Here is a 12514-nt window from a genome sequence, read left to right on the forward strand (position 1 = left end):
GCGAGTCAGACCGCCGGGAACGTCCGCAAGAGGTGCTCTGGTCGGTGTTACAAACCGCTTTAGCGGTTTGCGCAACTGTATTTACACTGGTCGGCCGCCGGAGTCCTGCCGGAGCTGGGCTCAAACGCCGCTCAAGACGAAGGGGAATGACTTCCGCCGCCCCCGGCCGCCCGGCGCCGCTGGAGGCCGGAACCCAGCAGTGGGCAGGCCTGTCCGCCCTCCCGCCCACCCCACTGAAGCCTGTCCGCCAGGCACCGGACCACTCACCCGTCCGTGCGGGGACTCGGGCCTCGAAGGCCCGGAGGAGAGCATCGGAATCGCTCGAGACGTTTCGCCACGGCAAACCGCGAACGTGCAAAGGGACGGCTGGAGCCCCATGGGCACCCAGCGGGAGCGGCGTCCCGCCGACCGCCCGGTCCGAGGCGGAACCCGTCGCCCACAGGAACCGGGCGAGGCCGCGGCGAACGGTCCGCCCGTCCGCAGACTGCAAAGCGCTCTTCCGATGCGAATCGGCCGGCCTCCCGAGCCGGACACGGCCCTCCTGCCGGCCACCGGCTCAAGAACCACTCTCGGCCCGGTTGAGCTGGTTCCAGCCGGATGGCGGAGATTCAACGTCGGCCCACCGGCAGGGAACTGGGAAAACAGCCGGACAGCGGTTTGGCCGGAATGGATACCTCCGCATATTTCCCGGGCAAGGCCGACTCTCCCTCTGGATAAAAAACCGGTTGGTATATATTTTTCTCGCGGGTCACACCTGTAACTCGCCAGCGCTGTCTAGGGGGAACAATGAGCGCGAGCACGTTTCATATCGAGCGCACTCCGACCTACGACCCGACGTTGCGGGCCGCGTTCTCGCCACACGAGCAGAGCGGATACGACTACCCGTCGTTCACGGCCACCGTCCCGAAGGAACTGGTGCACCGGACGTCCGCCGCCGAAGTCTTCCTGACCGACTGGCAGCGCCTCGACGACACCCGCTTCTCCGTCACCGCGCAGTGGCCCCGCAGCCACAGCTTCTACGCCCACGTCGCGGGAGATCACCACGATCCGCTCATATGCGTCGAGACGATCCGCCAGGTCGGCATCCTGCTGGGCCACGCCGAGTTCGGACTGCCTCTCGGCCACCAGTACCTGCTGTGGGACCTCGGCATCACCGTCCACCAGCCGGAGCACCTCAAGGTCCAGCAGGCACCGACGTCCCTCGACATCGACGTCACCTTCACCGAGATCAAGCGCCGGGCCGGGAAGCTGAGCAAGATCACCTACGAGGCCGTGGTCCGCCGCGACGGACACGTCGTCGCCACGGGGCGCGTCTCCTCCACCTGCACCAGCCCGGCGGTCTACGAGCGCCTGCGCCCCCCGCACACCCGGCAGGCCGACCACCGTCCGCTGCCCCTGACGGCTCCCGTCGCGCCGCAGAGCGTGGGGCGGCTGTCCCCGACCGACGTGGTCCTGTCCCCGTCGGCCGAGCCGAACCGCTGGCAGCTGAGGGTGGACACCCTCCACCCGATCCTGTTCGACCACCCCCTCGACCACGTACCGGGCATGCTCCTCGTGGAAGCCGCACGACAGGCCGCGGCGGCCACCCTCGGACGTTCGTCCTTCCTGCCACTCGGCATCCACAGCGACTTCAAGCGGTACGTCGAGTTCGACATGCCCTGCATGATCGAAGCCCACCGCGTGTACGACGACGCCACCGGAGCCAAGGACGCCGTCCTGGTGACGGGTCACCAGGACGGGGAGCTGGTCTTCAGCTCCATCGTGACCGCGGACTCGTACAGCGGCTGACCGCAGAGATCGCCTCAGGCCGGCACGAAGGCCGTGAGATGGTCCCGGGCCCACTCCCAGTATGAACGCGCCGGCCTGCCACAGACCTCCTGAACCGTTTTCTCCACCCGGGTCTTGGCGCCCTCGCGCTGCCGCTCGGCGCTCCGCATCAGCGCCTCGACCAGAGGCTCCGGATGGCGCGCGCCCAGCAAGGTACGCGCCTGGGCCGGCTCCAGATCTTCGAAGTACAGCGGACGGCCCAGGAGATCCGACAAATGGGCCGTCTGCTCGGCGGCACTGAGCGCTTCAGGACCGGTCAGCGGGTACACGCGGCCGGTGTGCCCCTGTTCGGTCAGCGCACGCACGCCCACTTCTGCGATGTCCCGCGGATCGATGCAGGAATTCGCCGACCCTCCGTACAGGGCCCGTACGACGCCGTCCGCACGGATGGAGGCTGCCCAGGAGAGGGTGTTGGACATGAAGGAGCGCGGCCGCAGCAGCGTCCACTCCATTCCGGACGCACGCAGAAGGTCCTCGTTCACCCGCTGCCAGCGGGTGATCAGGTCGTCGGCCCGGCTGTCCGCGACCGCTGCGGCCGAGACCTTCACCACATGCCGGACCCCGGCCGCCCGCGCCGCCCGGAGGAACCGGCCGTCATCGTCCCGCCCCACCCGGCTGGTCACGAGGAAGACGCTCTCCACCCCGGTCAGCGCCTTGGCCACTGACCGCGGATCGTCGTAATCCCCCCGCACGGCCTCGGCCGTCCCAAGCACGGCTGCCAGACGGTCCGGTTCCCTCGACATGGCCCGGACCCGCACGTCGGAGGGAATCTGACGGAGCACCTCCCGACCGACCGTGCCGGTGGCGCCAGTCACGAGAATCATCGTCCCTCCCACTGGTCGTCGTCCGCCGCTCAGGGGCGTAAGGGTTGGAGTATCAGTTACCCGCTGTAAGATACGTACGGGACGGACGGTTTGCACAAGCCTTCCGAAGGAATCGGGAAACCGTGGAGGAAGGGGGCATCATGGCTGAGCAGGTGCGAGCCATTCGGACGCGCCGGGCGATCCTGTCAGCAGCGGCCAAGATCTTTGAGGAGCGGGGCTACCAGGCAGCCACCATCTCCGAGATCCTCACTGCGGCAGGTGTGACCAAGGGCGCGCTCTACTTCCACTTCCAGTCGAAGGAAGACCTCGCCCAGGGGGTGCTTGCCGAACAGGATCATCAGCAGATCTTCGTTCCCGATCGCCCCAGCAAGGTCCAGGAACTCGTCGACGTGGCGGTGCTGCACTCCTACCGCCTGCAGACGGATCCCATGGTCCGCGCCGGCGTGCGGCTGACCATGGACCAGCTGGCCCATGACCTGGACCGCAGCGGCCCCTTCGTGCGCTGGGCGGAGGTCCTCACAGGGCTTCTGCAGACCGCCAAGGCGCAGGGCGAACTGCTGCCCCATGTCGAACCGGCCGAAACGGCCGACGTCATCGTGGGCTCGTTCGCCGGTATCCAGTCCATGTCCCAAGCCATGTGCGACTACCGCGACCTTCCGGCCAGAGTGGCCGCTCTGATGCGCCACCTGCTGCCCAGCGTCGTCCTCCCCTCGGTCCTCACCTCCCTCCACCTCGGTGAAAGCCGGGGGTCCGAGGTCTACGCCGAGGCCACGAAGACGGCCCGGCTGAGGCAGGCCGCGGAAGCCGCCGGCTGAGCCGGATCGCTCCTGCCGGAGGAGTCCGCCCCGCGCGCCCCTTCACCGAAGTACTGAGACAAGGCGTCTGCCAGCACACCTCTGCCCGACGACCAGGCGACGTATCCGTCGGGCCGTACCAGCAGCGCCTCGTCCGGCAGGCCGGGCACCTCCCGGGCGCGCACCACCCGCAGGACCTCCGCCCAGGGCCGCGCCCCCTCCACGTGGCGACCCGCCCGCTCACCGGAGAGCAGCAGCAGCGGACGGCCCTCCCGCAGCAGCGTGATCACATCGGTCTCGCCTGCCTGCGCCGTCAGCCGTACGTTCGGCAGGAAGCGGCCCTCCCAGGGCGACGGATCGTCCGTGTAGGCGGGGAGCACCGTCCCCTGCGCGCTGATCATGTCGCTCAGCCGGCCGGTCTCCCGGTCCGCCGCCAGCAGTCCCGTGAACACCTCGCGCAGCGCGTCGACGTCCTCGCCTGGCCGCATCAGCGCCAGCTGCGCCCGGGTGTTGTCGATGACCTCCCGGGCCGCGTGGCGCCGCTCCAGGCCGTAGCTGTCGAGCAGCCGCTCCCCGGCCGCGCCGCGTACGGCGAGCGCCAGTTTCCAGCCCAGGTTCAGGGCGTCGAGCACCCCGGTGCTCAGGCCCTGGCCGCCGATGGGGAAGTGCAGGTGCGCCGCGTCCCCCACGAGGAAGGCCCGCCCCGAGCGGTAGGTCCGGGCCAGGCGCGTGAAGTCGCTGAACCTGCTGATCCAGCGCGCCCCCGCCATCGGGATGTCCCGTCCGGCTATCCGGGAGACCTCGTCGCACAGCTCCTGCGGCGTCGGCTGCCGTTCCCGGCCCTCGTGCTCGCGCGTGCAGTCGAGGGTACGGATGTGGGTCTCGCCGCCGGGCGTCCGCTTAGAGACGATCCACCCGCGCGGAGTGCGCAGCCAGCCGGGCTCGAGGGCTCCGGGGTCCTCCAGCGTGGCCAGCCCCACCAGGGCGGACACCGAGGCCGGAGTCGTGTCGGAGCCGATGCCCAGCTGCTCGCGCACGGTGCTGCGCGCGCCGTCCGCGCCCACGAGGTACTCCACCCGGCAGGCCGCCGGGCCCTGCGGCCCCTCGATGTCGAGCCGCACTCCGTCGGGTTCCTGGACGATCCCCGTCACGCGGTGCTCACGCAGCACCCGCGCGCCCGCCGCCCGTGCCCGTGCCTCGAAGAGCCGCTCGAGCTCCGCCTGCGGACACTTCAGGATCGCTTCCGGTTCTCCTTCGGGCACGGTGATGACCAGCCCGTGGATGCCGGCGAAGTGGAAGGCGCCGGAGGCGCCGCCGGAGCTGCCCGCGGGCAGGTGCCCGCGCCGGACCAGGCTCTGCACCGCCCGCGCGTGCAGCGTGGTCGCCTTGGGCCGCTCGGAGATCGCCGCACGCTCCTCGAGGACCAGCGTGTCGATCCCGTACGCGGCCAGTTCGGCCGCGACCAGCATGCCGACCGGCCCCCCGCCGACAACGGCCACTTGTGCGAGCAAGGCCTTCCCCTCCCCCGTGGACTACAGAAAATATACCGCACGTCCCGTTCTTTTCAATGGGCATGTGCGGCGGAACTAAGCTGCGCAAATGATCAGCTCATCACTCCGCCTGGTGCCGGTGACCCCGGACAACTTCGAAGCCGTCACCGCCGTCCGCGTCCGCCCCGACCAGGAGCACCTCGTCGAGTCCGTCGCCACGTCCCTCGCCGAGGCCTACGTCCACGGCGAGACCGCCTGGCCCCGCGCCATCGTCGACGGTGACGAGGTCGTCGGCTTCGTCATGGCCTTCCTGGACATCGTCTGGAACCCGGCCGAGGACCCCGAGCACCGCCGCTCCGGCATCTGGCGCCTGAACATCGCCGCCGGCCACCAGGGCAAGGGCTACGGCCGCTTCGCCGTGGAGGCCGTCACCGAGGAGATCCGCCGTCGCGGCGGGACGCGGGCGTACGTCACCTGGCACGACGGCGACGACAGCCCGGCGCCCTTCTACCTGGGCCTCGGCTTCCGGCCCACCGGCGAGCTCAGCGGCCCCCAGCCCGTCGGGGTCCTGGAGCTCTCCTGAGCCGGGGCCGGGCGGGCACCGCGCTGCCCGCCCGGCCTGCCCCCGTGCCCGCGGCCGTCGCCGTCCGGAACCCCCGCGGGCCCGCTCCCCGCACCGGCTCGCGGACCGCCGCCGGCCGGGCTCACCCCCGGACGTCCCAGACCCCGCTCGCCGCCGCTTGGCGCGCATAGTCGGCGAAGTCCCTGGCGGGGCGCCCCAGTACCTCCTCCACCCCGTGGTCCAGGTGCGCGTTGCGCCCGTCCGAGATCAGGGCGAACAGCTCCGCGAACTCCTCCGGCAGGCCGCGTTCCCGCAGCACCGCCAGGTACGCCGCCTCCGTGACGGGGACGTACGCGATCTCGCGCCCGGTCGCCCTCGAGAGCTCGGCGGCCACCTCCGCGAAGCCGAGCAGCCTCGGCCCGGTCAGCTCGTACGTCCTGCCGATGTGGCGGTCGTCGGTGAGCGCGGCCACCGCCACGTCGGCGATGTCACCGGCGTCCACGAAGGGTTCCACCGCGTCCCCCACGGGCAGCGCGATCTCCCCAACCCGTACGGAGTCCAGGAAGAAGTCCTCGTCGAAGTTCTGGTGGAACCAGCTGGCGCGTACGACGGTCCAGTCGGCCCCCGAGTCCCGCAGCCTGTCCTCGGCCCGCCGCGCCGCCTCCTCCCCGCGCCCGGACAGCAGCACCAGTCGCCGCGCCCCGGCGGCCACGGCGGCTTCCGCGAAGGCACCGACGCGGTCGGCGGCCCCCGGGAAGGCCAGGTCCGGGTGGTAGGTCACGTACGCCCGGTCCACGCCTTCCAGCGCGGGTCCCCAGGTCTCGGGCCGGTCCCAGTCGAAGGCCGGCTCACCGGTGCGGGAGCCGACGCGCACCGCGCGCCCCTGGGCCAGGAGCCGTTCGGCGACCCGTCGTCCCGTCTTGCCGTTGCCCCCGACGACGAGGGTGGTGCCGCCCCGCGTGCCGTCGTCCATGCCGTTGTCCGTGCTGTTCGTCATGACACCCAGTCAAGCGGCGTCCGGCGGGACAGCACATGGCCCGGACGCTCTGCCGCATGCGTGAGCGTCTACTTCTCCGCGAGGGTGTGCGCGACCAGCGCGTTGGCGTGGCCGTGGCCGATGCCGTACTCGGTCTTCAGCCAGGAGACGAGCTCCATGTGCTTCGTCAGCGGCGAGGCCCGGACGAGGGCCTGCCATTCGGCCACCGGGCGGCCGTACTTCTTCTCGATCGAGGGGAAGTAGCTCGCGGGGCCCTTCACCGGCTGCTCGGTCATGACGTGGTGCTCCTTCTGCTCAGTGTGCGACATCGTTGGGGACACTCGGAAACGGGGACGGATCGGGCGTCCCGCCGCTCACCCGGCGGCGGGCGCCGGCGCGTACGCGTGCACCTGCGCCCCGCTGCCGCCGAGCGCGGTGGTCCCCACCGGCCGCAGGGTCTTCACCGGCGAGTCCTCGCCGAACAGCTTGCGCCCCGCGCCCCGCACCACCGGCAGGGTCCACAGCCGCAGTTCGTCGAGCAGGTCGTGCGCGAGCAGGGCGTTGACGAGCTGCCCGCTGCCATAGACGAGCAGGTCGCCGCCGTCCTGCTGCTTGAGCGCGGCGACCTCGGCGGCGAGGTCACCCGTCAGGAAGGTGGCGTTCCACTCCGGGGCGGCGCTGGTGGAGGTCGCGACGTACTTCGGCATCGCGTTCATCCGCAGGGTCCCGGCGTCGGCGCCCTCGGCCCGCGCCATCCAGGCCGGCGCCATCGCCTCGTACGTCACCCGGCCCAGCAGCAGCGCGTCGGCGGCGGCGAGCTGCTCACCGGCGAACTTCTCCGCCTCGGCGTTCCAGAACGGCATGGACCAGCTCGGGTCCTCGAAGACGCCGTCGACCGAGATGAAGACGGACGCGATGACCTTGCGCATGAGGGTTCCCCTTAGAGATGTATACGGCGTCCACATCCAGACGCTCCGCAGCCTATCCAGAAAAGTGGACGGTGTCCACATCCTGTTTCGCGACCCAACTTCCGCTGCTCACAGGGGTAGACCGGCCCCCTCCCCCCGACTCATCGGCGCACCGGCCACCGATTGCGGAAAATCCGCCGCCCCCAGCCCCCCAGCCACCCCCACCCCGCCCTCCACCTGCGTAAATGACGTGCGGACCGCCCCACGCGCCCCGTAGGGTCGACTCCCGTGGAACCGCTCACCGAAAAACAAATCCGCTCATCCTTCGTGAACTGCACCAAGGGTGAGGCGGCGCGCCTGCGTCTGCCCCTGGACTTCGCCCAACTGCCCTGGCAGGACCTGGACTTCCTGGGCTGGGTGGACCCGGGCGCCCCGCTGCGGGCCCATCTCGTCGTCCCCCGCCCCGAGGGTCCGGTCGGCATCACCCTGCGCGTGCCCGCCGCGACGCGGACGAGCGCGGTGAAGTCGAGCCTGTGCCAGATCTGCCTGACGGGACACGCCTCGTCCGGGGTCACCCTGCTCGCCGCCCCGCTGGCGGGCGCCCGCGGCCGTGAGGGGAACACGGTCGGCACGTACATCTGCGCCGACCTCGCCTGCCCCCTCTACGTACGCGGCAAGCGGCAGCCGAAGCTGCGCGCCGGGCGCCAGGAGGAGTCGCTGACCGTGGAGGACCGCCTCGCGCGGATGTGGGCCAACCTGGACGCCTTCACCGCCAGGATCGCCACCGGGGCGGCCGTCTGAACCGGGCCGGGATCCCCTCCCGGCCCGCGTCCACCGCCACCGCGATGTCAGCGGCCCGGCCCTCGAGGAGAGTTGAGGGCCAGGAATGTGATCACATAACCGCATGACGAGGACTCTCTACCTGTTCTGTTCCGCCGCCCCGCCCGTCTTCGACGTGGCCCATGTGATCGAGGACGCCCAGTCGCGCGGCTGGGACGTGTGCCTGGGCCTGACCCCGGCGGCGGCGCAGTGGGTGGCGGAGAGCCTCGACGGTCTCGCCGCCCTGACCGGCAACCCGGTGCGCTGGCAGTACAAGCTCCCCGGGGAGCCCGACGTGTGGCCGGCCGCCGACGCCGTCCTCTTCGCCCCCGCCACCTTCAATTCGGTCAACGCCTGGGCCCTCGGCCTCACCGACCGCTTCACCGTCGGCGTCGCCGCCGAGGCCCTCGGCAAGGGCACCCCGGTGGTCGCCATGCCGTGTACGAACGCCGCCCTCGCCGCGCACCCCCAGTTCGAGCAGTCGCTGGCCGTCCTGCGCGGCGCCGGCGCCGAACTGCTCTTCGGGGAGGGCGGCTTCCTGCCCGGTCCGGCCGGGGCCGACGTCCCGCCGCACTTCCCCTGGCAGGCCGCCCTCGACGCCGTGGACCGGGCCGGAGCGGTCTCCGCGTAACGCCGGCGGCCAAGGCCCGCCCCGTGACCCCGCCGGGCGCGCCTACTCCCCGGTGACCCCGTCAATCGCCTCGCGCAGCAGGTCGGCGTGCCCGTTGTGCCGGGCGTACTCCTCGATCATGTGCGCGAGGATGTAGTGCAGCGAGTACGCCCGGCCGCCGGAGTGCCCTCGTACGTCGAGGGACTCGGCGGCCGCCACGACGGCCCGCGACCGCTCGCAGGCCTCCTCCCAGATCCGGAAGGACTCGGCGGGGTCCGCGTCCTCGACGTGGAACTCCGTCCGCTCCCCGGCGGCGTTCTCCGGGAAGTGGCCCGGTGCGTCCTCCCCGTTCAGCACGTTGCGGAACCAGCCCCGCTCCACCTCGGCCAGGTGCCGGACCAGCCCCAGCAGGCTCAGCCCGGACGGCGGTACGGCCCGGCGCCGCAGCTGCTCGTCCGTGAGGCCGGCGCACTTCATCCGCAGGGTGTCCCGCTGCCACTGCAGGACGCTGGTCAGGGTGGAGCGTCCGTCACCTGTCAGTACGGGCGGGGTCCGCTGTTCGAGGTCCATCGGACGATGATCACAGCGTCACGCGGTCCCCGCCGCCGGATTCCACATGCCGGACGGCCTCGTCCCGGAAGAACGCCCGTACGTCCTCCACCAGCAGCTCCGGCACCTCCATCGCGGGGAAGTGCCCGCCCCTGTCGTACGAGGTCCAGCGCACGATCCGGTCGGTGCGCGCGGCGACGTGGCGCAGCGGGACGAAGTTGTCGCGGGGGAAGTCGGCGAGCGCGGTCGGGGTGTCCGACACCTCCGGCGGCCGCCCGTGGTAGTCCGCGTGGGCCCGCTCGTAGTAGATGCGGGCGGCCGACCCGGCCGTCCCGGTCAGCCAGTACAGCATCACGTTGGTCAGCATCTGGTCCCGGTCGACGGGGGTGCGGGGGTCGCTCCACTCGGCGAACTTCTCCCCGATCCAGGCGAGCAGCCCGACCGGCGAGTCGTTCAGCCCGTACGCGAGGGTCTGCGGCCGGGTCGCCTGGATGTCGGCGTACCCCTGCCGTTCCCGCGCCCACACCCGGTAGCGCTCCCAGGAGGCCAGCGTCCGCTCCCGCTCGCCGGGGTCCAGCGCCGCGAGCTCGGCCGGCGCGGGTTCGGCGGTGGCTCCCGCCCCGGGCAGCAGGTTCAGGTGCACTCCGACGACGTCGCCGGGGCGGATCCTGCCGAGTTCCCGCGAGACCGCGGCGCCCCAGTCACCGCCCTGGACCCCGTACGCGTCGTACCCGAGCCGCTCCATCAGCACCCCGAAGGCCCGCGCGACCCGCTTGAACTCCCAGCCGGTGCCGGTGGTCGGCCCGGAGGGCCCGAAGCCGGGAATGCTCGGCAGCACCAGGTGGAAGGCGTCGGCGGGGTCCCCTCCGTACGCGCGCGGGTCGGTCAGCGGCCCGGCCACCTTCTGGAACTCCACGAAGGACCCCGGCCAGCCGTGCGTCATCAGCAGCGGCAGGGCGTCCGGCTCCGGCGAGCGGACGTGCGCGAAGTGCACACGGGCCCCGTCGATGACGGTGGTGTACTGCGGCCACTCGTTCAGCCGCGCCTCGGCGGCCCGCCAGTCGTACTCCTCGCGCCAGTACCGCACGAGCTCCCGCATCTCCCCGAGCGGCATCCCGTACGCCCGCCCGACCCCGTCGAGCTCGTCGGGCCACCGGGCCCGCCTCAGCCGCCCGTCGAGGTCGTCCAGCTCCTCCTGCGGCACGTCGAACCGGAACGGCCTGAAACCCATGTCTTCCATGCGCCCACGATGTCACTCCTGCCCGGGGCGGTGGACCTGGGTGTTCTGGCCGGCCGACGGATCCGGTCCGCCCGCACCCGCCCCGGCGCCGGTCGCGGTCAAGCCGCATAGAGGTCGAAGGTCGATCCCCGCTTGGGGCCGGCCGCGACGTCCAGAGCCGGATCCACCGTCAGCATCGCCTGGTGCAGCCGCTGGAGCTGCGGCGCCGGCTCGACGCCCAGCTCCCCGATCAGCCTGCCGCGCAGCCGCCGGTACACGTCCAGGGCCGCACCCTGCCTCCCCGACCGGTACAGCGCGACCATCAGCTGGGAGTGCAGGCCCTCGTGCTGCGCGTGCCGTGCCGTCAGCTCGGTGAGCTCGGCGAGGAGTTCGGTGTGCCGCCCCAGCCGGAGGTCGACGTCGATCCGCCGCTCCAGCGTGACCAGCCGGCTCTCCTCCAGCCGCATGACCTCGATCGCGAGGACCGGGCCCACCCGTACGTCGACCAGCGCCGGCCCCTCCCACTGCGCGAGCCCCGCCCGCAGCAGGGTGGCCGCGCCCTCGTCATCGCCGCCCTCGAAGGCGGCGAGGCCGCGCGCGACGAGGTCCTCGTACGCGTGGACGTCGACGGACTCCGGCGGCACCTGCAACAGGTACCCGCCGTGCCGCGTCGTGAGGACCTCCTTCGCGGCCCCCGGCCGGCCCGGCCCCATGGCCGTGCCCAGCCTGCGGCGGAGCTGGAGGATGTACGTCTGCAGGGTGGTCAGCGCGCTGTTGGGCAGGTCCTGGCCCCAGATCTCCTCCATGAGCGTGTGCACCGGGACCACCCGGCCGGGATGCAGGGCGAGCAGGGCCAGGATCTGCCGCGGCTTGGCCGCGGTCGGCACGATGGACTCCCCGTCGACCTCGGCCCTCAGCGGTCCCAGAATCTGAATCCTCACGGTTCCCCCTCCGCAGTTCGTCGATTCACCTCGATGACGCGGGTCGCTGTGGCCCTCGTCCCGTACGCCCGGACCGGCCGGGTCCGTACCTCTCCGCGTGCGTCGCGCCGCCCGGTCGGCGGCAGGTGCCCGAGCGTGCCGCGACCCGCGGGGCCGCGTCCGGGCAGGACCCGTGCCGTGCGTCGAGCCGACCCGCCGGACGTGATCCACCGGAAGCGGTCCTAGACCCCGCTCCCGAGGAACTCGTACCGCCGCTCCTCGCCGGCACCGGAGCCGGCCGCGGCTCCGCCGGAAGGGGCCTGCGTCCGGTACTCCCGCACCCGCGCCGCACCCACCAGGCTCGGCAGCAACAGCCCCCACAGGGCGGCCACCTTCCGCTGGAGCTCCGCGTACGACAGCCCCGTGCCGGCCAGTACCTCGATACCGCAGACCGCCGCTGCCACCAGCGCCTCGGCGCTCTCCCACCGGTCGGCGGCCGAACCGGCGTCGCCCCTCGCCTCATCGCGGTCGCCGGCACCGGCGTCACCGTCGCCGGGAACGCTCCCGACCGGCCGGTCCAGCGGCAGCTCGCCCACGTCCCGCGCCGTCCGCAGCAGTTCGCACACCGCCGACAGCCACGCCCCGTGGAAGTCGACCGCGGCCGGCTGCTGCCCGGCGCACTCCTTGGTGATCCGGAAGCTCGCCGGGATCGCCGGATCCTCGTGCAGCGTCCGCGCCAGCCAGTGTGTCGTGTCGATCAGCGCCTGCAGGGGCGAGGCCCCGCCCTCCCGCAGCACCCGGACCGCGTCGTGCAACAGGCCGCATCCGCGCCGCTGGACCGCGTCGGCGAGCTCGTCCTTCGAGGCGAAGTGGAAGTACAACGCCCCCTTCGTCACCCCGGCCGCACCCGCGATCTCCCCGAGCGTCGCGTTGGCGTAGCCGCTGCGGTGGAACAACTCCGCCCCGGCGAAGACCAACCGCCTGCGGGTCCGCTCCGACCTCTCCTGCACCGCTCC

14 protein-coding genes are annotated in these 12514 nt (G+C 72.0%); 5 read left to right on the forward strand and 9 right to left on the reverse strand.

What is annotated here, in order from left to right:
- The first annotated feature begins 786 nt into the window (after positions 1-786).
- Positions 787-1788 carry a ScbA/BarX family gamma-butyrolactone biosynthesis protein gene (locus ACFY7H_RS32160; RefSeq protein ID WP_388945617.1) on the forward strand — a complete coding sequence of 334 codons (1002 nt, stop codon included), beginning with the start codon at positions 787-789 and terminating at the stop codon, positions 1786-1788.
- Between the two features lie 14 nt (positions 1789-1802).
- On the opposite strand, the gene ACFY7H_RS32165 is transcribed toward ACFY7H_RS32160, so the two are convergent.
- The gene (locus ACFY7H_RS32165) at positions 1803-2651 is read right to left on the reverse strand and encodes an NAD(P)H-binding protein (protein ID WP_388945620.1); all 849 of its coding nucleotides are present in this window, start codon (positions 2649-2651) and stop codon (positions 1803-1805) included.
- A 140-nt stretch (positions 2652-2791) separates the two neighbouring features.
- On the opposite strand from ACFY7H_RS32165, the gene ACFY7H_RS32170 reads away from it, so the two are divergent.
- Complete coding sequence (locus tag ACFY7H_RS32170) at positions 2792-3466, forward strand: ScbR family autoregulator-binding transcription factor (protein ID WP_388945623.1); 675 nt, start codon at positions 2792-2794, stop codon at positions 3464-3466.
- On the opposite strand, the gene ACFY7H_RS32175 is transcribed toward ACFY7H_RS32170, so the two are convergent.
- Positions 3409-4956 (reverse strand): FAD-dependent monooxygenase, encoded by a 1548-nt coding sequence (locus ACFY7H_RS32175; RefSeq protein WP_388945627.1) that lies wholly within the window; start codon positions 4954-4956, stop codon positions 3409-3411. The genes ACFY7H_RS32170 and ACFY7H_RS32175 overlap by 58 nt on opposite strands.
- An 88-nt stretch (positions 4957-5044) precedes the next feature.
- Here ACFY7H_RS32175 and ACFY7H_RS32180 point away from each other — a divergent pair, with 88 nt between their 5' ends.
- Complete coding sequence (locus ACFY7H_RS32180) at positions 5045-5518, forward strand: GNAT family N-acetyltransferase (RefSeq protein WP_388945629.1); 474 nt, start codon at positions 5045-5047, stop codon at positions 5516-5518.
- Positions 5519-5639: 121 nt separating this feature from the next.
- On the opposite strand, the gene ACFY7H_RS32185 is transcribed toward ACFY7H_RS32180, so the two are convergent.
- From ACFY7H_RS32185 to ACFY7H_RS32195, 3 genes are all read right to left on the reverse strand, one after another.
- Entirely contained in the window at positions 5640-6494 is an 855-nt protein-coding gene (locus ACFY7H_RS32185) for an NAD(P)H-binding protein (protein WP_388945632.1), read from the reverse strand.
- 68 nt (positions 6495-6562) lie between these two features.
- A complete protein-coding gene (locus tag ACFY7H_RS32190) occupies positions 6563-6769 on the reverse strand; it encodes a DUF4287 domain-containing protein (protein ID WP_388945635.1) in 207 nt (68 codons plus the stop codon).
- 78 nt (positions 6770-6847) lie between these two features.
- Positions 6848-7402 carry a dihydrofolate reductase family protein gene (locus ACFY7H_RS32195; RefSeq protein WP_388945638.1) on the reverse strand — a complete coding sequence of 185 codons (555 nt, stop codon included), beginning with the start codon at positions 7400-7402 and terminating at the stop codon, positions 6848-6850.
- A 267-nt stretch (positions 7403-7669) separates the two neighbouring features.
- Between ACFY7H_RS32195 and ACFY7H_RS32200 the strand changes: the two genes are divergently transcribed.
- Both ACFY7H_RS32200 and ACFY7H_RS32205 read left to right on the forward strand, forming a co-directional pair.
- The gene (locus tag ACFY7H_RS32200; RefSeq protein WP_388945639.1) at positions 7670-8182 is read left to right on the forward strand and encodes an FBP domain-containing protein; all 513 of its coding nucleotides are present in this window, start codon (positions 7670-7672) and stop codon (positions 8180-8182) included.
- Positions 8183-8285: 103 nt separating this feature from the next.
- Positions 8286-8831, forward strand: a complete 546-nt coding sequence (locus tag ACFY7H_RS32205; protein ID WP_388945641.1) for a flavoprotein — start codon at positions 8286-8288, stop codon at positions 8829-8831.
- A gap of 42 nt (positions 8832-8873) precedes the next feature.
- Here ACFY7H_RS32205 and ACFY7H_RS32210 read toward each other — a convergent pair whose 3' ends face one another.
- The 4 genes from ACFY7H_RS32210 to ACFY7H_RS32225 all read right to left on the reverse strand — a co-directional run bounded on the left by ACFY7H_RS32210 (position 8874) and on the right by ACFY7H_RS32225 (position 12508).
- The gene (locus ACFY7H_RS32210) at positions 8874-9380 is read right to left on the reverse strand and encodes a DinB family protein (protein WP_388945642.1); all 507 of its coding nucleotides are present in this window, start codon (positions 9378-9380) and stop codon (positions 8874-8876) included.
- Positions 9381-9390: 10 nt separating this feature from the next.
- Positions 9391-10599 (reverse strand): epoxide hydrolase family protein, encoded by a 1209-nt coding sequence (locus ACFY7H_RS32215; protein WP_388945643.1) that lies wholly within the window; start codon positions 10597-10599, stop codon positions 9391-9393.
- Positions 10600-10697: 98 nt separating this feature from the next.
- On the reverse strand, positions 10698-11519 hold the full coding sequence (locus tag ACFY7H_RS32220) for a BTAD domain-containing putative transcriptional regulator (RefSeq protein ID WP_388945646.1): 822 nt from the start codon (positions 11517-11519) through the stop codon (positions 10698-10700).
- A 221-nt stretch (positions 11520-11740) separates the two neighbouring features.
- On the reverse strand, positions 11741-12508 hold the full coding sequence (locus ACFY7H_RS32225; protein ID WP_388945648.1) for a ScbR family autoregulator-binding transcription factor: 768 nt from the start codon (positions 12506-12508) through the stop codon (positions 11741-11743).
- Positions 12509-12514: the final 6 nt, after the last annotated feature.

The organism is Streptomyces sp. NPDC012794 (genome assembly GCF_042901085.1).
Classification (GTDB): Bacteria; Actinomycetota; Actinomycetes; order Streptomycetales; family Streptomycetaceae; genus Streptomyces.